This is a genomic window from Candidatus Merdisoma sp. HCP28S3_D10 (assembly GCF_052065835.1).
In the GTDB taxonomy this organism is placed as follows: Bacteria; Bacillota; Clostridia; order Lachnospirales; family Lachnospiraceae; genus Laedolimicola.
This window is the reverse complement of record NZ_JBQHTG010000002.1, coordinates 14851-37131: the sequence shown is the minus strand read 5'-3', so window position 1 is coordinate 37131 and position 22281 is coordinate 14851. Positions and strand designations below refer to the sequence as shown.

Annotated in this window: 24 protein-coding genes; all 24 read right to left on the bottom strand. The window is 51.1% G+C overall.

Features of this window, described 5'->3' with window-relative positions:
• Window positions 1-123: 123 nt before the first annotated feature.
• The 24 genes from ACTNCH_RS05240 to glgB all read right to left on the bottom strand — a co-directional run bounded on the left by ACTNCH_RS05240 (window position 124) and on the right by glgB (window position 22138).
• Entirely contained in the window at window positions 124-1341 is a 1218-nt protein-coding gene (locus ACTNCH_RS05240; protein WP_441016260.1) for a D-alanyl-D-alanine carboxypeptidase family protein, read from the bottom strand.
• Window positions 1342-1483: 142 nt separating this feature from the next.
• Entirely contained in the window at window positions 1484-2050 is a 567-nt protein-coding gene (locus tag ACTNCH_RS05235; RefSeq protein ID WP_441016257.1) for a hypothetical protein, read from the bottom strand.
• 85 nt (window positions 2051-2135) lie between these two features.
• Window positions 2136-2306 (bottom strand): FeoB-associated Cys-rich membrane protein, encoded by a 171-nt coding sequence (locus tag ACTNCH_RS05230; RefSeq protein ID WP_441016254.1) that lies wholly within the window; start codon window positions 2304-2306, stop codon window positions 2136-2138.
• 2 nt (window positions 2307-2308) lie between these two features.
• Window positions 2309-2584, bottom strand: coding sequence for a Fur family transcriptional regulator (locus tag ACTNCH_RS05225; RefSeq protein ID WP_441016251.1), 276 nt, complete (start codon window positions 2582-2584; stop codon window positions 2309-2311).
• Between the two features lie 186 nt (window positions 2585-2770).
• Window positions 2771-3181 (bottom strand): flavodoxin, encoded by a 411-nt coding sequence (locus tag ACTNCH_RS05220; RefSeq protein WP_441016248.1) that lies wholly within the window; start codon window positions 3179-3181, stop codon window positions 2771-2773.
• A gap of 66 nt (window positions 3182-3247) precedes the next feature.
• Window positions 3248-3817 carry a DUF3793 family protein gene (locus ACTNCH_RS05215; protein ID WP_441016245.1) on the bottom strand — a complete coding sequence of 190 codons (570 nt, stop codon included), beginning with the start codon at window positions 3815-3817 and terminating at the stop codon, window positions 3248-3250.
• Window positions 3817-4095: a DUF2325 domain-containing protein gene (locus tag ACTNCH_RS05210; RefSeq protein WP_441016242.1), complete on the bottom strand. Its 279-nt coding sequence runs from the start codon at window positions 4093-4095 to the stop codon at window positions 3817-3819. The genes ACTNCH_RS05215 and ACTNCH_RS05210 overlap by 1 nt, the downstream gene beginning before the upstream one ends.
• 326 nt (window positions 4096-4421) lie before the next feature.
• Complete coding sequence (locus ACTNCH_RS05205; protein ID WP_441016239.1) at window positions 4422-5684, bottom strand: zinc-binding dehydrogenase; 1263 nt, start codon at window positions 5682-5684, stop codon at window positions 4422-4424.
• 24 nt (window positions 5685-5708) lie between these two features.
• Complete coding sequence (locus ACTNCH_RS05200; RefSeq protein WP_441016236.1) at window positions 5709-6887, bottom strand: PHP domain-containing protein; 1179 nt, start codon at window positions 6885-6887, stop codon at window positions 5709-5711.
• Window positions 6888-6912: 25 nt separating this feature from the next.
• Window positions 6913-7785 (bottom strand): SDR family NAD(P)-dependent oxidoreductase, encoded by an 873-nt coding sequence (locus ACTNCH_RS05195; RefSeq protein ID WP_441016233.1) that lies wholly within the window; start codon window positions 7783-7785, stop codon window positions 6913-6915.
• 205 nt (window positions 7786-7990) lie between these two features.
• A complete protein-coding gene (locus ACTNCH_RS05190; RefSeq protein WP_441016230.1) occupies window positions 7991-8383 on the bottom strand; it encodes a heavy-metal-associated domain-containing protein in 393 nt (130 codons plus the stop codon).
• A 127-nt stretch (window positions 8384-8510) separates the two neighbouring features.
• On the bottom strand, window positions 8511-10676 hold the full coding sequence (gene feoB, locus ACTNCH_RS05185) for a ferrous iron transport protein B (protein WP_441016227.1): 2166 nt from the start codon (window positions 10674-10676) through the stop codon (window positions 8511-8513).
• A 16-nt stretch (window positions 10677-10692) separates the two neighbouring features.
• Entirely contained in the window at window positions 10693-10914 is a 222-nt protein-coding gene (locus ACTNCH_RS05180) for a FeoA family protein (RefSeq protein WP_158363754.1), read from the bottom strand.
• Between the two features lie 37 nt (window positions 10915-10951).
• Window positions 10952-11176 carry a FeoA family protein gene (locus tag ACTNCH_RS05175; RefSeq protein ID WP_441017808.1) on the bottom strand — a complete coding sequence of 75 codons (225 nt, stop codon included), beginning with the start codon at window positions 11174-11176 and terminating at the stop codon, window positions 10952-10954.
• 208 nt (window positions 11177-11384) lie between these two features.
• Window positions 11385-11978, bottom strand: coding sequence for an SMC-Scp complex subunit ScpB (gene scpB / locus ACTNCH_RS05170; RefSeq protein WP_441016222.1), 594 nt, complete (start codon window positions 11976-11978; stop codon window positions 11385-11387).
• Between the two features lie 17 nt (window positions 11979-11995).
• Window positions 11996-12769: a segregation and condensation protein A gene (locus ACTNCH_RS05165; RefSeq protein ID WP_441016219.1), complete on the bottom strand. Its 774-nt coding sequence runs from the start codon at window positions 12767-12769 to the stop codon at window positions 11996-11998.
• Entirely contained in the window at window positions 12769-13497 is a 729-nt protein-coding gene (locus ACTNCH_RS05160; RefSeq protein WP_441016216.1) for a metallophosphoesterase, read from the bottom strand. Before ACTNCH_RS05160 ends, ACTNCH_RS05165 begins: the two co-directional genes overlap by 1 nt.
• 113 nt (window positions 13498-13610) lie before the next feature.
• The gene (locus ACTNCH_RS05155) at window positions 13611-14102 is read right to left on the bottom strand and encodes a hypothetical protein (RefSeq protein WP_441016213.1); all 492 of its coding nucleotides are present in this window, start codon (window positions 14100-14102) and stop codon (window positions 13611-13613) included.
• A 172-nt stretch (window positions 14103-14274) separates the two neighbouring features.
• Window positions 14275-14397 carry a hypothetical protein gene (locus ACTNCH_RS05150; RefSeq protein ID WP_441016210.1) on the bottom strand — a complete coding sequence of 41 codons (123 nt, stop codon included), beginning with the start codon at window positions 14395-14397 and terminating at the stop codon, window positions 14275-14277.
• A gap of 45 nt (window positions 14398-14442) precedes the next feature.
• Complete coding sequence (locus ACTNCH_RS05145) at window positions 14443-15621, bottom strand: D-alanyl-D-alanine carboxypeptidase family protein (RefSeq protein ID WP_441016207.1); 1179 nt, start codon at window positions 15619-15621, stop codon at window positions 14443-14445.
• An 89-nt stretch (window positions 15622-15710) separates the two neighbouring features.
• Window positions 15711-17111, bottom strand: a complete 1401-nt coding sequence (locus tag ACTNCH_RS05140) for a citrate/2-methylcitrate synthase (protein WP_441016204.1) — start codon at window positions 17109-17111, stop codon at window positions 15711-15713.
• Window positions 17112-17235: 124 nt separating this feature from the next.
• Window positions 17236-18831, bottom strand: a complete 1596-nt coding sequence (locus ACTNCH_RS05135) for a xylulokinase (RefSeq protein ID WP_441016201.1) — start codon at window positions 18829-18831, stop codon at window positions 17236-17238.
• A 161-nt stretch (window positions 18832-18992) separates the two neighbouring features.
• Window positions 18993-19892 carry a mechanosensitive ion channel family protein gene (locus tag ACTNCH_RS05130; RefSeq protein ID WP_441016198.1) on the bottom strand — a complete coding sequence of 300 codons (900 nt, stop codon included), beginning with the start codon at window positions 19890-19892 and terminating at the stop codon, window positions 18993-18995.
• Window positions 19889-22138 (bottom strand): 1,4-alpha-glucan branching protein GlgB, encoded by a 2250-nt coding sequence (glgB, locus tag ACTNCH_RS05125; protein ID WP_441016195.1) that lies wholly within the window; start codon window positions 22136-22138, stop codon window positions 19889-19891. The genes ACTNCH_RS05130 and glgB overlap by 4 nt, the downstream gene beginning before the upstream one ends.
• Window positions 22139-22281 lie beyond the last annotated feature (143 nt).

Sequence of the window (22281 nt, the reverse complement as noted above, 5' to 3'; positions counted from 1 at the left end):
GTTTGATCGGACACGATTCTTTTGGGGTTGTTTGAAATTATCTGATAGAATGATTTATAATTGGGATGGTTCGAGTGTAGCAGTTTTTTTTATTCTCCACAAGCCCGGTGGGGGGGATATTTTTTATGGAATGTACTGCTTCCACAGCCTTTCCACACACCAACGCAGGTCTATAGCCTCTACCTGTTCCGCTGTCTCTATCGGATACACCTTCATTACCTGTCCGTTCACGTAATAGCGGACACTGCCTACCGGGATACCGGGCTCCAGCGGCGCTGTCAGTGCTTCCGGCAGAACCGTCTTTACCTGCAGACGGTCATTGTCCGACAGTAGAAGCGCAGCGTCCGGCTCACTCTCCGACAGACGCAGCCTTGTATACACAGGCTCCGCAAGATGGATTCCCGCTCCGTCCGGGACGGCATCTTTCACTTCCAGCTCCGGTAAATCCGGCTCCTGCCAGATAGGCCGTCTGTTGTAATGGGCCAGACCATAGCTCATGAGCTTCCGGGTATCGCTCCACTTATAACTACGGTTATTGGGCCAGCCGCAGGCCAGCAGAGCTACAATAAAGGTCCTATCCTCCTGCCGAAGCGCCCCCACATAGCAATAACCCGCATTTCCCGTAAATCCGGTTTTTCCCGTCAGTGCCCCTTCCATCATATGCAAAAACGCGTTCTTGTTCCCGACCGTAAAGCTGCGAACCCCTTCCGTGTCCGTAAAGCTGTAAGCGTTCGTCCGGGTGATTGCAAGAAATTCCTCTCTTCTTGGAGACTGCAGGATACAATAGCGCAGCATACGGGCCAGATCCGCCGCCGTAGTGGAATGGACACCCTTTTTATCCTCCGCGTCCAGTCCGTTAGGCGTAATAAAATACGTAGCGTAACAGCCGATATCCCGGGCCTTGGCATTCATGAGCCCCGCAAATCCGGGAACACTGCCGCCCACATGCTCGGCAATGGCCACTGCCGCGTCGTTATGGGATTCCAACATCATGGCATAGAGCAAATCCCCCAGCCGGTAACGCTCGCCGGAACGGATATGAAGCTGGACGTCCGGCATGGAGGCCGCGTACTCAGATACCGTAACAAGATCGTCCGAATTCGCATTCTCCAACGCCAAAATCAGGGTCATGATTTTGGTGGTGCTGGCCATGGGACGCTGTTCCTCCGCGTTTTTGGCATATAAAATACGCCCGGTATCGGCATCCATCAGGACGGCCGACTGGGCGTAGAGGGCAAGGGAATCGTCGCCTGGCGCGGCCCCGGCCTCTACAGGCAGTACAATGTCAATGAAATATAGGAACAGAAGTACCGAAAACAAAGCGGCCAGAAATTTTTTCATAATCAGGGGACATCCCAGGGTATGTTTTCATTTTATATTTATTCTCGGAGAGGGCGTTTTATTCGGGTGGATAAAAATACCCTCCTTACTGGTTGACCAGTAAAGAGGGTACATATCACTTGCCGAAAGGGATTTTATGAACTTAATTCTCCAGAGCCTGATAGCTTTTTGACAGGAAAATGATGTACATGATACCTGCCACCAGACTCAGGATCACGGTAACGACACTGCCTGCAACCGCCAGCACTGTTCCCAAAACAGGAATCACGGCAAGAATCGTCAGAACGATATCCACCACATAGCAGCCCAGATTGATCTTCCATACGGAATGTCCCGTATCTGCCACATCCTGACGGTTCAGATTCTCCATCACCTCCGACACAGACAGGCAGACTGCCCGGGTAATCAGAAGTGCCAGAATATCATTTACAACAGAAAAAACCGTAGCAAAAACTCCCGTGCCAGCCAGATTACCGATTACACTTACGACCATCTGTACAATGGTAAGTGTAAAGGCTGTTTTGCAGCCTTCAATGTCTTTTCCTGCGCTGTTCAGTCCGATCAGGGACATAATTCCAAATACAAATACTCCGATCAGGCTGATTACTCCGATGAGTGGAATCATCATAAGTACCACGCAGATAATACCGCCTACCTGAGCTGTGAACATTTTTTTAAGTCCAGATGCTGCATTTTCGTAACCGTACATAAAAACTCCCCCCTCTTTATTCGTTTCTTTGAGTATAGCATGTTTTCCGACGGTTATCTATGATATTTTTCTGAAACTATCTGTCTCACTTCTTATGCCCGGCCGGATCGCCGCATCCGCAGCTTCCACTGCAGCTGCAGCCTGCGCAGCCCATACTGCAGGTGGTTCCGCGCGTCTTCTTATTGTGTATCAGGGTTCTGATACAGAGAACTGCGATAATTCCCACAATCGCTACTACGATAATGTCTGCCAACATACTCATGCACCTTCTTTCAAGCTTCCGATTCGATACATATTTCTCCGATCGATGACTCCGGCTTCTTCCAGGGTCTTGATCATACGATATACCGTGGCAATGCCGACGGTCTGGTCTTTTTCTCTTACCTGATAATAGATTTCCTTGCAGCAGGAACAGTCATTCTCCAGAATGGTACTGATAATCAGATTTCTCTGTTTCGTAATACGATATCCGCGTTCCCGCAGGCGTCCAAGAATCATCTCCTGACTCATATTTTTCCATTCCTCTCCTGACATTTTATCTCCTATCTCATGTGCTTGCAAGGTATTTCTGGAATGCAGTTTATTGAGAATAACTCTCAATTTCTTTTTCCAATACTTATTAAAACACACCCGGAGAAGTTTGTCAATACTAATTGTTTGTTTTAACTAACTCTATAATATAGCAGAAGGGCCCTTTCGGGCCCTCCATTTTTTACGAATTTACACCAACTTTTTCGCAAGCTCTGCCAGGTTCGCCTGATCCTCATCACCCGGCTCGTTGTTGGCAATGACGATGCCGACTACCTCTGCCCCGGCTTCTTTCATGCGCTCTTCCCATTTGCGCATCCACTCGCCGTCGCCCCAGTCATAGGAGCCAAACAGCGCTACCTTCTTACCGGATACGGATTTCTCCAGTTCCTCTACGAACGGCTCTACCTCGCCCTCGTCCAGTTCCTCGTCGCCCATAGCGGAAGCGCCAAGCGCAAAGACGTCCTCGCCTGCCAGATCGGCTGGGGATACGGTGGACAGCTCGCATACCTCTGCTTCGCCGCCTGCGTTTTTAATCTCCTCGCCCAGCATTTCTGCCATTCTCTCTGTATTCCCTGTGCTGCTCCAATATACTACCTTCATGATTTTCCTCCTGATTTTTTTCTGATTTATTTTATAAAAAGCTGTATCGCAGCCTTCTATGCATTTTTATGCGGCTCCCTGCGCCGCGCAGCATTTCCGGAAGCTAACGCCAGCCGCCAGCATCGTGGTGAGCGCTGTCTTCAGTTCATCGTAGAGACGAAACAGGGCTCTCGCCTGCTCCACATCTCCGTAGACCTTCCAGTAACCGCTTTCCAGGGCGTCCTTTCCCTGATGTTCGATAAAGCCCTCGATATCTGCCAGGGGATATTCCAGAAACAGACCGATTTCATGGGGAAATATACTGCCCTGCTTCTGATAGCTTTCATAGCGCCCTGCCAGCTGCTTCAGCTGTTCTTCCAGAGTCTTATTTCCATACCCCTGTTCTTCCAGAAACTTCCGGTGCTCTTTTCGAATCAAATAGTTCTCCAGCCGCTCCCGGTCGTAAAACAGGATATGACAGTATTTTTTACAGCCGCAAAGCTGTACCCAGGAGATTCTGCTTCCTGCAAGCACTTCCGGAAGCGCTTCCAGCAGTTCCCGTCTGGCTGCCACCAGATTGGCCGCCTTTTTATGACAGAATACCGGCGCGCAGTGCGTAGCCAGGAGCCTTTCCAACTCCTTTCCCACCCCGGCCATCAGCAATAGCTCCCGAGAATTTCTTCCAAGGCTGCCTGGCTGCTGGTGTGACAGCGTACCACTTCGATGTTGTTCCGCTTGGCTTCTTCCAGGGCACATTTGGCCATCTTGTGGGATACGGTGTTCGTGAACAGTACGAACAGATCCGGTCTGCCCACCTGTTTTTTCAGGTCGCCTGTCATCTGGGTAAATACCTTTGCCTTACATTTATGCGCCTTACAGATGTCATGGTACTGACGCACCATCCGGTCGTGTCCTCCGATAATCACAATACTCATACGCATGCCCTCTCTTTCCTGCTGTTATCTCGTTGTTTTTAGTTAGTTCTAACTAACCGTCTGTCTTTTAAAAAGAATCCATTCTCAGGATTCCCCTATCTCTGGTCTGTTATGTATGTGCCACTCTTTTTTCTCTTCACGTGTTGCTTTGTTTTTTTGGTTAGTTTTGTCTAACTCATGTATTTATCCTATCATACCTATAGGGATAACGCAAGAGGTTTTATTGATACGAATTCTCAATAAGGTATCATTTTCACCCGATTAATGAAAAAAATCGAAACAAAGAGCGCATCCCCCCAAGGAATGCGCTCTGTACATAAACTTTTTTAGATAGCCGGTGCGTGCTCCAGCAGATACTTCTCTGCTTCTGCATTCCACAGGCCGTTGGTCTTGGCTACGATCTTTGCCAGCTCCGCGAACATCGGATCCTCTTTACCCTTCTCCTCAAAGTCTGCAATCGCGGTCAGCGGCAGGGAGATATGGGTGTAAATCAGTTTCTTTCCGCCCGGTACGTTCGGCAGGTTCAGCGTGGTTTCTCTTGCCACGTTCAGACCTCCGATATGTGTTACCAGGATAGCCGGATCCAGCTTGCCCTGTCCGATCATGGAAAGGCACTCTTTCATATCGTCGGTATTTCCACCGGAGGTTCCGACTACGTGCGTTCCCGCATAGTGGACATTGTAGAAGTTAAACGGCGCGGAGAAAGCCGGGTTGGAGGGGCCTGCGAAGAAGTTCAGGCAGCCGTCCTGTGCCAGAATGCTGTCAGCCAGCTCTACAACCGGTGCAACCGGCGCGAATACCAGTACATCATTGAAGCCTTCGCCGTCGGTAAAGTCCATCATAAACTTATGGGCGTCCTCTACCTTGCCTGTGTTGGCATATACCAGCTTGATACCCTTCTTAGCTGCCTCTTCCGGCGGAAGCACCTGTGCCGCGCGCTCCAGTCTCGCGTCATCAATATCGGTAACTACCAGGAGAGACGGACATCTGTCGCAATGTGTGATGTAATCGATAGCAGCCAGTCCCATGGGGCCTACACCTGCCAGAATCGCCATCTTGCCGCCCTCTACGATTCCCATATCATGCTCATATTTTCCTCTGGTTGCATGATACATGGCATGGAAGGTACCTGCTACGCAGGACAGAGGCTCTGTCAGAGAGCCGCCGAAGAAGTTGTCGCTGTCGAAATGAAGCAGACAGCCCATCTCCATGACCTCGTTCGGAATAATGATATATGTAGCGTCGCCGCCGATATACTCATAGGAATATCCCGGAGCTGCCAGGCTTCCCTTGTAGTTCAGAGCCGGCTGGATAGAGAATTTCTCACCCTCCTTGAACTCATGGGCCCACTTGGATCCAACCTTTACCAGGTCGCCGCAGAACTCATGGCCGATGATAACCGGATGCTCTTTGATGTTTTCCGGAACACGCTTGTGATCCTCGCCCTGCATAGCCGCCTTATAGGAAGACATACAGATACTGTCAGATACAACTCTTGCCAGAATCTCGTCGTCCTTAATCTCCGGAAGCTCATACTCGTCCAGACGTAAATCTTCTTTTCCATAAAGTCTTAATGCTTTTGCTTTCATATCTCTTCTCCTTTTATTGAATGTTCAGGCTTCTTTCTCACGTTCAATCAGTTTCCAGGTGGCGTCCACCAGATGTCTGAACTGGGGATCCTCCAGCTGCTTACAAATCATACTCTGACGGGAGGAATTCACATCCTCTCCGGAAATCTCTGTCATACCATACGCTCTGCAGAGCTTCTGCAGTCTGGTCATCTGCTCTCTGGTGTTGCGGGCCGGCATATAAGTAACGCCGTGTATGCCCTCCTCCTTCAGCATTTCAAACAGTTCATCCAGGAAATCGTCCTCGAACTTGGCTGCCTTCTTATCTCCGGTAACGGAATTCGTCACGTCGCCCAGATAGGGATAGCAAAGAATCGCGCCTACCTCGTCAGCCAATTTAACCAGCTCCGCAAAAGGCATACACTCATCGGTAGCCGGTACATAAATCTTGGATACCAGTTCTGCCTTCATCACACCCAGCAGATCGTAAACCAGATGGGGATTTTCCGGGTCGGAAAGCCTTGCTCTGGCCGTGTCGTTCAATGCGATACCTAACTCCTGCTCCACAAATTCCGCGCAGCCGCCCTTGGGCGCTTTGCAGAGAATCTTCTGGCTTAACGCGCAGAGCAGATGGCGCTCCGTAATAGAGCCGCCCTTTGTAAACTGGGAAATGGGCACCACGTCCCGGTCGAAATCAATCGCAATGCCATAGGGCTCCATCAGCTTATTGATATTGTCCACCATCTTGCGGTTCCGCACATTTCTCTTTTCCCTCAGGGGCGCAAACACCTCGTCCAGGCGCCGGAAGCCGGAAGCCGGAATACTGTGAATGGCCATATAGCAGATTCCTGCCTGATCCGGATTGTTCAGCTTCCTGCCGGCCATCTTCGTGGCAGACAGATCGACCCTGCACTCCATACCGCAGGTGGTGCCGATACCGGCTATCTTACCTGCTTTCCGGAATTCCTCGGCTCCGGCAATGCTGTCGTGATCCATAATTCCGGCTGTTTGAAGGCCTTCATCCCGGGCACAGTATATCGCTGCCGTAGGGGAATACGGGGAGAAGGAATAAATTGTATGTATGTGATTGTTGGCAAACTGAGGCTTTACCTCCGGCTTCTCTTTCTCGCTGCCCAGAAGAATGGCCAGATTGGCCAGACGTTCTTCCGGTTCCGGCACATTCAGAAGCTTCAGGACCTCCTGCCGTTCCACAAATTTGTCCATAAAACCCTCCAAGTAAATCTGCTGTTTAGTTCAGCATAGTCTGGCCGCCGGTAACCGGAATCGCCTGACCTGTCTCAAACTGCTGCTCCACTGCATAGAACAGAGCCTTTGCCACATCCTTCGGTGTGCAGCCTCTGTGAATCGGGGACTTGGAAAGGTAGTAATCCTTTACATCCTGTACGGTCTTCGCTCCCGGAACCTTGCCTGCGTTCAGGTACTGTACGAAAAGTCCTCTTTCCGGATCGGACCACAGAGGACCGTCATAGAAGTTGCCCGGGCAGATGGAATTTACTTTAATATTCGCGGAAACCAGCTCCAGCGCAAAGCTCTGGGTCAGGCCGATGCCGCCGAACTTACCGCCTGCGTAAGCGCTGTTGTTCTTGGATCCTACCAGACCGGACTTGGAGTTGATCTGGATAATATCGAACCACTGCTCCGGATCTGCCTCATGCTGTGCCTTCATAATTGCGGATGCATACTTGGCAGCGTTGAAATAGCCGATATAATTTACCTTGGTTACAAACGCGAATGCCGCCGGATCCATATCGTCCAGGCTGCCTGCCTTCAGAACGCCCGCATTGGATACGAAGATATCGATACCGCCGAAATGCTCTACCGCGTCGCATACCATCTGCTCCATGGACGCCGGATCGGATACGTCTACCTTCAGACCTACCGCGCGATCTCCAAATGCCTTTGCGGCTTCCTTTGCCTGATCTACGTTCAGGTCTGCAAGTACGACACTTGCTCCCTCATGGTGCATCTCTGTCGCGATTCCCAGGCCAAAGCCCTGTGCGCCTCCGGTTACGACTGCGATCTTTCCTGCCAGACGGCCTGTGGTCTGCGGACGGTTGTGAATGTTTTTCTTGGCATATTCTCTTGCTTCTGCCAGATTCATAATGAATTCCTCCTTTTATATGTGAGATTTTTCCAATTTTGATTGTTTTTCCGTACTTTATGATTTCATTATAGCACTATTCCAACATAAGTCAATACGAATATAAATAAATCCAACAGAAAAGCAACATATTTTTATTGAAAAATCAAAAAACGTCTCTGCTGGCAACACTATCGTGCTGCGGCAGAGACGCCTTTCTTCTTCATTATCCTATTATCACATCGCCAACCGTGTACCCCAGCGGATCGATCCCCGCGTGAAGAGCCTCGGCAATGGCTTCCGTGGGCAGCTGCTCCGGCAGATAAAAGATAGCCTGAGCCTTTACATGGGAAGCAGAGAGCCCCTTAGCCTCCGGGAACTGTTCCCGAATGGCGTCCTTGATATGAGCCTCGCACATCCCGCACATCATGCCGTCAATCCTGACAACGACCTCGGTGAGTCCCGCAGTCTTTGCAGAGCGCCTGCGGGGCTTTGCGTCTGCCTTCGGTTTATCCGGCCGGAAGAAGCTGATGACGATACGGATCGCCGCCACGGCCAGAACCGCCAGAAGAATCAATACGATCTTATCGGTGCTGTTTACAGGGACATTTACATTCATAAAAATCACTCTTTCCTATTTTTCCGAAATACCATATGGGGGTATATCTTTTTGTAAAGGTTACGCCCGTTGTCTCAGACAACGAGCGTTCCTTTATGGCTTATGTTATACTCAGATAATAAACTTTTTATGCGCCTGCTTTAGCAGCTTTTCCTTCAGCCGCTTTCTTCTTGTTCGGATCCGGACGGAACAGCAGGTACAACAGCACCGCAAGCACTGCCAGCGCGACAACGGTAAACACGTTGAACGCCACCTCGCCGATAGCCAGGCCAACCAGCTGATATACCACCAGGGCTACTGCGTAAGCCATCAGGTTCTGGAAGATAATGGCAAACCAGAAGAATTTCCGGTTGCCCATTTCCTTTGCCATGGAAGAGATAGCCGCCAGGCAGGGGGAATCAAACATGTTGAACAGCAGGAAGGATACGGCAGCGATTCCACTGGGGAAGAATGCCGCAAACGCGTCGTGCATGGATACCTCGTACTCCTCCACCTCAACAGCCAGGGAGGACAGAAGACCCATGGTAGAAACGATACCCTCTTTTGCTACGAAACCGGACAGAGAAGAAGCAACTGCCTGCCAGGTACCGAAGCCCAGCGGAGCAAACAGCGGAGCAAGTACGCCGCCGATTACAGCCAGCAGGGAATCTGCGGAATCCACCAGTCCGAAGCTTCCATCTACGAAGCCGAAGGAACCCAGGAACCACATCACCGCGCAGCAGAGGAACAGGATCGTACCGGCCTTCTTGATGAATGCCCATACACGCTCCCATACATGAAGCAGGACGCCTTTTACAGAGGGAACATGATATGCCGGAAGCTCCATAACAAAGGGAACCGGGTCGCCGGCGAACATCTTTGTCTTCTTCAGAATGATACAGCAGACAATTACCATGATGATACCCGCAAAGTACATCACCGGAGCCATCCACCATGCGCCGCCCATCAAAAAGCCTGCAATCAGGGCGATAACCGGCAGCTTCGCGCCACAGGGAATCATGGTTGTGGTCATCATCGTCATACGACGGTCACTCTCGCTCTCGATGGTTCTGGTACCCATGATACCCGGAACACCGCAGCCGGAAGAAATCAGGAAGGGAATAAAGCTCTTTCCGGACAGGCCGAAGCGACGGAATACACGGTCCATAATGAAAGCTACCCGGGCCATGTAACCACAGTCCTCCAGAATAGACAGGAACAGGAATACGATAGCCATCTGCGGAACGAAGCCAATCGGAGCGCCTAAGCCGCCCAGGATACCGTCAACAACCAGGGAGATAATCCAGTCGGAAGCGCCTGCATTGGTCAGTAAGGTTTCTGCTCCGCCCTGCAGCCACTCGCCAAACAAAACGTCATTGGTCCAGTCGGTTACAACGGTACCGATGGTAGATACCGCAATGTAATAAACCAGGAACATCACTACCGCGAAAATCGGCAGAGCCAGAATACGGTTGGTCACGATCTTATCAATTTTATCAGAAGTGGAAAGCTCACCGGCCTTACGCTTCTTGAAAACACACTCCTTTACCAGCTCCTGAATGTACAGGTATCTCTGGTTGGTGATGATACTCTCCGCATCGTCGTCCATCTCCTGCTCACACTCTTTGATGTGTTCTTCCAGATGGAATTTCAGATCAGTGGAAAGCTGCACGGTCTCAAGTGCCTTAGAATCCCGCTCAAATACCTTGATAGCATACCAGCGAAGCTCTACTGCATCTACCAGACCCTGGATAGATTCCTCAATATGGGCGATGGCATGCTCTACACTTCCGGTAAATACATGGGGAAGCTCTGTCTGCTTACCCTTCTTCGCCTCCTCGATACACAGCTCTGCCGCCTTTTTAGTCGCGTCACCCTTCAGCGCGCTGATCTCGATGACCTTGCAGCCCAGCTTCTTCTCCAGCTTTGCGATATCAATCTTGTCGCCGTTCTTTCTTACTAGGTCCATCATATTGATGGCAATTACCATCGGCAGACCCACCTCAACCAGCTGTGTAGTCAGATACAGGTTACGCTCAATATTCGTACCGTCAATGATATTCAGGATAACGTCCGGCTTCTCCTTTACCAGATAATTTCTGGTTACAACCTCCTCCAGTGTGTAGGGGCTTAAGGAATAGATACCCGGAAGGTCCTGGATGATGACATCTTTATTTCCTACCAGACGTCCTTCCTTCTTCTCTACTGTTACACCAGGCCAGTTTCCCACATACTGGTTGCTGCCTGTCAGATTGTTAAATAATGTAGTTTTACCGCAGTTCGGATTTCCTGCAAGCGCAATTTTAATTGACATATCTTTCTCCTCTCTTTTATTCCATTTCCAGGATATCCGCGTCTGCCTTACGCAGGGAAAGCTCGTAGCCGCGGACGGTTACCTCGATGGGATCGCCAAGGGGCGCCACCTTGCGTACGTAAAGCTCCGTACCCTTGGTGATTCCCATATCCATAATACGTCTCTTTAAAGCGCCTTCTCCATGGATTTTCACAACTTTCGATGTGGCTCCTACCGGAACATCTCTTAAGGTTTTCATTTCTTCCACTCCTCCTTCATGTTATCCTCACGCAGGCTTACGTCTGCGGTACAACCATCACTTTGGAAGCCATCTGACTTGTGATTGCAAGCCGGGACTCCTTCACATTCACGATAATGTTGCCGTCCCCCAGCTGGGAAATGATGGTGATATGCGCGCCTGCTACAAATCCCAGATCCTCCAGATGTTTTTTGGCCTCCTCATTGCCTCCCACTCTGGCTACCATAAGCTCATCGCCAGCCCTGGACATTGCTAATGGCATCATAATCGATCTCTCCTCTCTTTCAGTTAGTTAGTATTTGCTAACAACGCTGTTTATTCTAACTCAATCAATTTTGATTGTCAATATCAATAAGTAAATTTTGTTAGCTTTTACTAACTTTTTTCAAAAAAAAAGAATGCGGGAATTCCAATTCTATCTTCCTGCGAATGGAAGGATTGAAATTCCTGCACTCTTTTCCATAAACGTTCTATTCCTCTACCGCAGGCGTCTGCTCTGCGCCCGCCTCTTCTTCGGCGGCTTCTTTAAAACTCTCCATCTGCTCCGGCGTGGCCTGGGGCAGATCGCCTACGGAGTTGACGCCGAACCGCCGTAAAAATTCTTCGGTGGTACCGAAGAGAATCGGCCGTCCCGGCGCGTCCATACGCCCCACTTCCTCAATGAGGCCGTATTCCACCAGCTTGTTGACTGCGTGATCGCTCTTGACGCCGCGGATTTTTTCCACCTCCAGACGGGTCACCGGCTGCTTATAGGCTACGATAGACAGGGTTTCCAGAAGAATATCTGTCAAAACTGCCTTCCTGGGCTGCTTCACCACCCGGATCAGCTCCTCATAGTGCTCTGTTTTCGTACAGAGCTGCCATGCGTTCTCCAGCTCCGTCAGACGGATTCCCCGATCGCTTTCCTCGTAGCGGAGTGCCATGCGCTTCAGAATATCCGTCATCTCCTGCCGGTCCAGCTCCAGGGCCGCTGCCAGCCGCTCCGTCTCCACCGACTCTCCCGCCGCAAACAATATGGCCTCCACTGCCGCTCTGATTTCACTTTCCGTTCTTTTTTCTTCCACCTTTTCTTCCCCTTGCTCTACGGATTTTTCTGCCCGGTCAGGCCTTCTCCCGCTTCCATATAGATCTCTCCGAAGGTACCGTCCTGCCGTACGGAAAGCTTTCCCAGCTTCATCAGCTCCAGAACAGCCAGAAAGGTAACGATGACCTGCATTTTTCCATGTTTCCCGGAGGCCCTTAAGAGTCCCCGGAAGCTGGTTCTGGGCTGCCTGAGAAGCTCCGCCTCTACATAGGCCATCTTCTCCTCCAGGCTGACCTCTTCCTTCTCGATTTCCCCGAATTTACTCCGGATCGGGTCGATCTTGTCCTCGGTTCTTCTGAGAATAGCCTGGAATACTTCGTTCAGCCGGATCAAGGTCAGATCCCCCAGAAGCTCGTCCAGATCTACCGGAGCCACGTAGGTCGCCACCTCCCTGGGGATATCCGCCTCCCGGTAAAGGCTCCGCTCCGCCTCTCCCTGCTGGCTTTTCAGCTGTACCGCCATACACTTGTACAATTTATATTCCAGCAGACGCTCTACCAGATCCGCCCGGGGGTCAATCTCCTCCCCTTCCTCGTCCACCTCGGCAGGAAGCAGCATTTTCGCCTTGATTTCCAAAAGCGTGGCCGCCATCACAAGGAATTCGCTCATGACGTTCAGATCCTTTTTTTCCATGGCCCGGATATATTCCATATACTGATCGGTAATGGTCACGATAGGAATATCGTAAATATCGATTTTATTGCTTTCTATCAGATGCAGCAGAAGATCCAGGGGACCTTCAAAGGCTGGTAATTTTACAGGAATTCCCATTATCTTGCTCCCTTCACACGGATCACCGACAGCTCCGGCGGATTGAAAATCCGGATATTCACGGTATGGGTGCCCAGACCCCGGCTGACCACCAGATCTTTTTCGGCCTTCCGAAAATGGCCCGCGTCATATCTGGGAAATAATTTCGCCTGTGGCGTAATGAGCCCGCCAATCCCCGGAATCCGGATAATTCCTCCATGCAGATGGCCGGACACAGTCAAATCCGCGCCCCATCCGGCATAGGTGTCAAAATAAATGGGATTGTGAGCCAGTAGGATATTGTACTTCCTGGGATCCGGCTTTCCCAGCGCCTTCGTAAGATCCTCCCGGTGAAATATGGCCCTGCAGAACTTCTTATAATAAAACTCCGGAAGTTCATAGCCGTAGATCTCCATATCCAGACCCTTTGCGGAAAATGACGCCTTCTCATTTTCCAGCGGCTTCACTCCATACTCCCGAAGCGCTCCTGTGTATTCTGTATACATCGTTCCATAAAACTCCGGGTGCAGACGCATCCGGTACTCATGGTTGCCATTTCCATAGAAAACCGGAAGCCCGCCCTCCCGAAGACGGCGTATCAGCTCCAGCGCCGGTGTAAAATCCACTCCCGGGCATCCTATCAGCAGATCGCCCGCCACCAGCACCCCGTCCGGCTTCTGAGCGAAAATAGCCTCTGCAAGCCGCTCATTTTCCGGTCCATAGCTGTGGTTGTGAAGATCCGCAAGCATAACAAAGACCGGCCCAGTAGAACCGGCCGGGAGCTTTGCAGTATTTATTTCGTATTCAAAAATTTTAAAATCAGACATGAGGATAGCGTACCATATTTCCCCGGGAAATGCAATTACACATTTTCCCGTCTGTATCTTTCCGTCATCTTTGCCCGCAGCTTCTCATACACTTCGTGCTTTTCCTTATTCACCGTGTATTCCTTCGCTCTGACGCCCTCGCGGATCCGCTCGAAGGCCTCGCATTTGGACAGCCCGCCGTTAATCAGGATCTTCTGGAGCGGCACGTACTTTTCAAAGGAAGCGATGTTATTGGCGATTTCCATGCCGATACCGTCCAGTCTGCCGTAAAAATCTGATTCCTCCCGGAAGAAATTGCGCTTACACCATTCCATGGCAGAGGTGCAGGTCAGCATATTGGCCTCCAGAATATAATTTCCCGCTGCCGACGAAGCGTTGCAGACCACATCCCAGTCCAGATTCTCCGGCACCTCCTTACAGGTGGTCAGAAGAAAGCCGCCTGTGCCCAGGGTCAGGGATACCTGGCCGTCCTTTACCACGCCCTGTCCCAGCATACCGCACTGCTGATCGCCTCCGGCGCTGATCACCGGCGTACCTTCCTTCAGCCCCGTTTCTTCCGAAAACAGCTTTGTAACCCGTCCGAGAATGCTGCCCGGCGCGTGAAGCTCACAGAGCTTCCCCCTTCTCTGCTGCCCAGGCTGCGGACTCCTTTACAATCGCCGTCATATGGTCTTTGAAATCCAGCGGGTTCTGCTCCACTCACCCCTGATCCAGCGTAATAACCTGATAGGTCTTCTGCACCGTATGCAGCATTTCTCCATTCGTGCGGAACAGGATCCCCCGCATGCTGGAGGTTCCCACATCTAAAATCAGAAAATTCATCGGTATTTTCTTCCTTTCTCTTCAAGATTACTCTCGGAAATTCGTCTACAAAAGCCAGTAGGACAGTCCCTGCTTCACATAATGCAGATAATCCGCCCTGTCAACCGCTTCTTTTGCTATGATTCCAATTTCTCCCAGCTCCTCGCCGTCTAGGTAATAAACCAGCTTCCCAATCATCTGTCCCTTCTCCACCGGAGCCTCTATTTCTGTTTTAGCATACCACTTTTTTTCGATTCCGGTCAAGTCCCGGCCTGTGGTGCTCAGATAAGAAAAGCTGCCTCCGTACTCGCCGACCGCTTCCTTCTCCACGCCTCCTTGCACTGCGACTGTCACCAGCGGAAGCTCCTCCGTATCCCGGTACAGGGTACATTTGGCATAGCCGTAGTTCAGAAGCGCCGTAGCGTCCGCAAACCGCCCTTTGGGATCCGGCGCTGCCATAATCACGGCAATCAGCTCCAGTCCATCCTTTTCGGCCGTAGCGGATACGCAGAATTTCGCCTGGCTGGTGGAGCCGGTCTTCAGGCCGGTGGCGTAAGGATACTGGCGAATCAGCTTGTTGGTGTTGGTAAGACCGAATTCCTCCGTTCCCCGCTTTGTGGTATGGGTGATGTTTTCCATCCAGATAGTAGAATAATCATGAATCTGCGGATACTTTGTGATAAGCTCCCTTGACATAAGCGCGATATCCCAGGCGCTGGTTACGTGTCCCTCCGCGTCCAGTCCGCAGCAGTTGACAAAATGAGTGTCCTCCATGCCAAGCCCCCTGGCCCGCTCATTCATCATTTCCACAAAAAGCGTCTCTGTTCCGGCCACATATTCTGCCATGGCTACGGAAGCGTCGTTGGCCGAGGCCACGGCGATACATTTCACCATGGTATCCACGCTCTGGGCTTCGCCTGCCTCCAGAAATACCTGGGAGCCTCCCATGGACGCCGCGTATTCCGAGGTCGTCACGCTATCCTCCGGATGAATCTTCCCCTGGGAAATGGCGTCAAAAATCAATAGCAGCGTCATAATCTTTGTCACACTGGCAGGAGGCAGCTTCTCATGAGCGTTCTTCTCCAACACCACGGTTCCGGTGGACGCTTCCATCAGAATGGCGGACGGGGCAGAGATTCCCAGCGTATCCGCCGGCGCTGCCTCTGTGTCTTCAGCATGTACAGACAAAATGGGGATTTGTAAGGCCAGAAACAGGGCCAGAAAAAAGGACAGGAGTTTTTTCATTGTATTCACATCCATGCGCGATCCGATTATCGGATCTTATGAAACAGCAGGGGAATTTATACCTTCCCCTGCTGTTCATCGTATATCTCTTACTTATTCTCTTTGTTCTCTTCTTCTTCCGCATAGGCCTTTGCTCTGTCATCCAGATCCAGATACGGTACATGGTGGCCCACATACTTATATGCCGGACGGATAATCTTGCCCACATTGACGATCTCCTCGATCCGGTGGGCACTCCAGCCGGAGATACGGGAAATGGCAAAAATCGGAGTAAATAGTTCTTCCGGCAGACCAAGCATACTGTATACAAAGCCGCTGTAAAAGTCTACGTTGGCGCAGACGGGCTTCAAAAGTCTCCGGCCGGACATCAGGCATTCGCCCGCGATCCGCTCCACACGTTCATAGAGGTTAAACTCCTCCTCCAGTCCCTTTTCCTCGGAAAGCTTTCTCGCGTATTCCTTCAGAATCACGGCACGGGGGTCAGACAGCGTATAAACCGCGTGTCCCATTCCGTAAATCAGTCCAGCTCCGTCAAAGGCCTCTTTCCGCAGAATCCGCTGCAGATAGGACTCGATCATAGTCTCGTCCCGCCAATTGGTCACGTGAGCCTTGATATCCTTGAACATCTCCTGTACCTTCAGGTTCGCGCCACCATGCTTGGGGCCTTTCAGGGAACCTAAGGACGCCGCCACCGCGGAATAGGTATCAGTACCGGTCGAGGATACTACATGGGTGGTAAAGGTAGAGTTATTACCGCCTCCATGCTCTGCGTGCAGCACCAGGGCTACATCCAGCACCTTTGCCTCCAGCTCCGTATACTGGCCGTCCTTTCGAAGCAGACGCAAGATATTCTCCGCTGTGGACAGATCCGGTTTCGGATTCCGGATAATCAGGCTTTTATTCAGATGATAATGACGGTACGCATGATAACCGTAGACAGAATACAGCGGGAACTGGGCAATCAACTGCAGGGACTGCTTCAGGATATTGTGAATGGAGATATCCTCCGGGCTCTGATCATAGGAATACATAGTCAGCACGCATTTCTGCAGGGTGTTCATCATATTGGAGCTGGGCGCCTTCATGACAACATCGCGGACAAAGGTTTCCGGAAGTTCCCGGTAAATGCCGATCAAATCGATGAATTCATGAAGCTGCTGTCTGGTGGGCAACTTTCCGAATAATAGCAGATAGGTTGCCTCTTCAAAAGCAAACCGGCGGTTGGCCTCGCCCCGGATCAGATCCTCCACATTGACGCCCTGGAAGTACAGTTCGCCGTCAATCGGAACCCGCTCCCCGTCGATATAGCCGAAGGAAACCACATCGGAAATCTCCGTCAGTCCGGTCAGAACACCTTTTCCGCCGGAATCACGCAGACCCCGTTTCACATCATAATCCGCATACAGCCGCACGTCGATTTTTCCGGAACGGCTGCTGTATTCTACCAGCTTGTTAAATTTCTCATCTACCAGCACATCGTCTTTCTTCATTTTTTCGCTTCCTCCTCGTTGTCCGTTAAACGAAAACGGATATCCCTAATCAGCGGACATTTTACTCAATTATAGCGAAAAAGTATCTGAATGACAAGTCCTGATTTTTTCCGTCATTCTATTTTTATTTCAAATGCTCCACAGCCACACGCTCGATAGCCAGACCTTCTGTGTAACGCGCCAGGAATGCGTCAAAGCCCTTTACGTCCTCCGGATCCGGGGCAAGGGTTTCGCCCTTCTCGCCTGCGAATACCCGGTTGTTCAGGTAATCGCCCAGGCTCTCGCCATTCTTCTTTTCTTTCATATAAGCTGCCAGCAGGGCAATACCCCAAGCGCCGCCTTCTCCTGCGGTCTCCATAACGGTAACCGGAACGTCCATAGCCGCCGCCATGATACTCTGGCCCACGCCCTTGGTCTTGAAAAGTCCACCATGACCCATGACCTCATCTGCCTGTACGCCCTCTTCCTTGAACAGGATATCCAGACCTGTTTTCAAAGCGCCCAGCGCTGTATACAGATGTGTTCTCATGAAGTTTGCCAGCGTAAGCTTCGCGTCCGGTGTGCGGACAAACAGCGGTCTTCCCTCTTCGAATCCTGTCAGATGCTCGCCGGAGAAATAGTTGTATGCCAGCAGTCCGCCGCAGTCCTTATCTGCCTCCAGGGCCTTGCGGTACAGGGTGCCGAACAGCTCGTTCATATCTACCTTCATGCCAAAGCTCTCGGCAAATTCCTTGAAAAGTCCTACCCAGGCGTTCAGATCGGAGGTACAGTTGTTGCAGTGTACCATACCTACCAGACTGCCGTCCGGCGTCGTTACCAGGTCAATCTCCGGGTGTACCTTCTTTAAGTCATGCTCCAGTACGATCATGGCAAATACGGAGGTACCTGCGGATACATTACCGGTTCTCTGGGCTACGCTGTTGGTGGCCACCATTCCGGTACCTGCGTCACCCTCCGGCGGACACATGGGAATACCGCTCTCCAGAGCCCCAGAAGGATCCAGAAGCTTTGCGCCTGCCTCTGTCAGCACGCCTGCCTGCTCTCCCGCATTCTGTACCTTCGGCAGGATTTCACGAATCTTCCAGCCAAAGCCCTTGTCAGCCACCTTATTCTGGAACTTATCCAGCATTTCCCCGTTAAACTGCCTGGTGGCCGTGTCAATCGGGAACATACCGGAGGCCTCACCTACGCCCAGGGTCTTCTCTCCGGTCAGCTGCCAGTGAATATAGCCTGCCAGCGTGGTCATAAAATCAATTTCCGGCACATGCTCCTCGCCGTTCAGAATCGCCTGATACAGATGGGCAATGCTCCATCTCTGGGGAATATTGTACTGGAACAGTTCGGTCAATTCCCGGGAAGCCTCACCGGTAATGGTATTTCTCCAGGTGCGGAAGGGCACCAACTGCTTTCCGTCTTTATCAAATACCAGATAGCCGTGCATCATGGCGCTGATTCCGATGGAACCTACCTTGGTAAGCTCTGCGCCGTATTTTTCCTTCACGTCCTCTTTCAAGGAAGCAAAGCTACCCTGCAGTCCCTTCCAGACCAGATCCAGGGGATAGGTCCAGATACCGTCGCGAAGCTGGTTCTCCCAGTCAAAATTGCCCACTGCGACAGCCTTGTAGCTTTCATCCACCAATACCGCCTTGATACGGGTGGAACCCAATTCAATACCAAGGGATGTTTTTCCATTTAAAATAGCATCTTTTACTGTATTCACACTCTTAACCTCCACTATTATTCGTGTATTTGCCGTTTTAAAACGAGCTTCTACTCTATTTATACATCAGTTTGCACAACTCGTCAATGAGAAAAAATAAAAGCAATACAACTTTTCACATAAAGTTGTATTGCTTTTATTCCTTGCATTTTTCCTGTCCGCTACTGCTTCAGATTTACATCCAGCTGGTTAAAAGGAATCTCGATTCCGTTTTCATCGAAGGCTGTCTTTATCTTCTCCATCAGATCCCACCGGACGGTCCAGTAGTCCTCTGCCTGCACCCAGCAGCAGATTTTCAGATTCACCGCGCTGTCTGCCAGCCCGTCTACCACCACCATTTTATCCTGATCCTGCATAACGGCAGGCTGTTCCTCCAGAAGCCTCAGGCAGACCTCCTTTGCCAGCTTCAGGTTGGCGGTATAGCCGATACCCACCACAATGTCGATCCGTCTCTTTTCCTCCGCCGTCACATTGATCAGGCTGCTGTTGGAAAGCGTGCCATTGGGAATCACGACCTTTTTATTGTCTACCGTCAGTAAGGTCGTGTAAAACATCTCGATCTTGGTCACCTTTCCTTCCAGGTTGGCGGAGGTATAGATGATATAATCCCCTACCTTGAAGGGCTTGATCAGCAGAATCAGTACGCCGCCCGCAAAATTGGAAAGGCTTCCCTGGAAGGCCAGACCGATAGTCAGACCTGCGGAACCCACCAAGGCCATCACCGAGGTGGTATCCACTCCGATTCCATCTGCCAGAAACATAACCAGCAGAAAATACAGGAGTACCCGGATCAGGGAATCCATAAACTGGGTCACGCCCACATCGGCTCCCGCCCGCTCCATGGAACGACGGACAATTTTGCGGACCAGCTTGATCAGTCTGCTGCCCACAAGGAATAAAAGAACGGTCAGCAGAAGCCGGAGCCCGAAGCCGATAGCCACCGGAAGATATTTATCCAGATACTCCTGGGTTTTGCTGATCTGCTGGGTTACGTTTTCTATATTTTCGGTAATCTGCGTCGCGAGCTCCGAAGAGTCCGCGACGGTCGCTAACCATCTCATGCGTTCTTAGCACGTCCCTTCTTTGCTGTCGGTTTTCCCTCCGTACAGGTAAATACCGCGATTCCCATGGGCGGAACCGTAATCTCGATAGAATCCTCAAAGCCGTCGCACTCGGATTTCTTTGAGGTCTTCACACGCTTATTGCGGACATCGCTGCCGCCAAACTGCTCATGATCGCTGTTGAAGATCTCCTTATAGCGTCCTTCAAAGGGTACGCCCAGCTTATGCTTCTCATAGACCAGCGGGGAGAAGTTACATACAACTAACAGTGTTTCCTCATCCGCTTTTCGCAGGAATACCAGCATATTTTCATTGGCGGAGATATTGTTGATCCACCGGAAGCCCTCCGGACTGCAGTCCTTCTCATAAAGCGCCGGATGGGCCTTAATTAGGGCATTCAACGCCTTTACATACCCCTGCATGTCACTGTGATCCTGGTATTGCAGAAGATCCCAGTCTAGGCTCTCTTTCTCATTCCACTCATCAAAGGTAGCAAACTCCTGTCCCATAAAGAGCAGCTTCTTACCCGGGTGCGCCGCCATAAATCCATAGGCCGCTCTCAGGTTGTTGAGTTGGGAATCCCGGTCGCCGGGCATCTTGCCCACCATGGGGGATTTGCCGTGAACCACCTCGTCGTGGGAAAGGCTTAAGATGAAATTCTCGCTCCAGGCATAGATAAAGCTAAAGGTCAGTTCTCCGTGATGATAACCCCGGAATACCGGATCGTAATGCATATAGCCCAGGAAATCATTCATCCAGCCCATGTTCCATTTGAAATCAAAGCCCAGCCCGTCCTGCTCCAGCGCTCCGGTTACCTTCGGCCATGCCGTAGATTCCTCTGCGATCAGGATAGCGCCGTCCTTTCGTTTCTTGTAGATGGAATTCAGGTGCTTCAGGAATTCGATTGCCTCCAGGTTCTCCTTGCCACCGTAGATATTGGGCACCCACTCGCCCTCGTTTTTGCCGTAATCCAGATACAGCATGGAAGCCACCGCGTCCATACGGATACCGTCGGCATGGTACTTTTCCGTCCAGAACAGCGCATTGGCAATCAGGAAATTCTTCACCTGGGGGCGGCCGTAATTGTAAAGGAGGGTGCCCCAGTGGGGATGCGTACCCTGTCTGGGATCAAAATGCTCGTAAAGGCAGGTCCCGTCAAAGGCTGCCAGGCCAAAGGCGTCCTTGGGGAAATGGGCCGGAACCCAGTCCAGAATCACACCGATCCCCTGTCCGTGCAGGTAATCCATGAAATACATGAAGTCCTCCGGCGTACCATAGCGGGCCGTAGGCGCATAATAGCCCGTTACCTGATAGCCCCAGGATTCATCCAGCGGATGCTCCATAATCGGCATCAGTTCTACATGCGTATAGCCCATTTCTTTCACATAAGCCGCCAGCAACGGAGCCAGCTCCCGGTATGTATAAAACTCTCTTGTATCCCCGTCTTCCCTTTCCGGCTTTTTCCAGGAACCCAGATGTACCTCATAGATCAGCAGCGGTTCTTTCTTATAATCCGTATTTTTCCGCTGCTCCAGCCATTTCTCATCGCTCCAGGCAAAGCCGCTCAAATCGGTGATTACAGAAGCGGTATCCGGACGAAGCTGTGCCCCGTTGGCATAGGGGTCGGCCTTCAGCATAGGCAGTCCCTGGCGAGTCTTAATCTCATATTTATAGCAGGAGCCGGCCTTCAATCCCGGAATAAACAGCTCATAGATCCCTGCTTCCCGGATTTTATGCATGGGATTGCGGCGGCCGTCCCAGAGGTTGAAATCTCCTACCACACTGACGCGCTCCGCATTGGGCGCCCAGACTGCAAAATAGGTGCCTTCTACACCGTCCACGGTCATGGGGTGCGCGCCCATTTTTTCATAAATGGTATAGTGGATGCCCTTTTCGAACTCCTCCAGATCCTGTGCCGTAAATACCTGAGGGCAGAACCGGTAGCAGTCCTCTGCCTCCTGTACCACATCGTTGTCATAGGTAATCCGGAAATGGTAGGCCGGAAGCTTTTTGCCCGGAAGCAGCGCCGCGAAAAACCCCTCTTCGTCTACTTTTTCCATTTCCGCAGCTTCGCCTGTTTCTTTTGTGATTATTTCCATTCGGACGGCTGTCGGCAGAAAGGCCTGTATCAGGGTTCCCCCTTTTACCTTATGGGGTCCCAGGATCTCCTGAGGCTCATCTTCCTCCGAATACACCAGGGCCTCGATACGCGGCCAGTTCATAAGCTCGTACAACTTTTTGTCCATAACCTTCTCCTCCTTATGATAAAATCTGTAACTGTTCAGTACCTGACCAGTTACAATGCAAAATCCATGAGAATCGGCTTCGCTGATGGGATTTTGCACTCCTGAATCACTTTCTTACGCCCTCAGCAGCAAGTGCTTCGGGC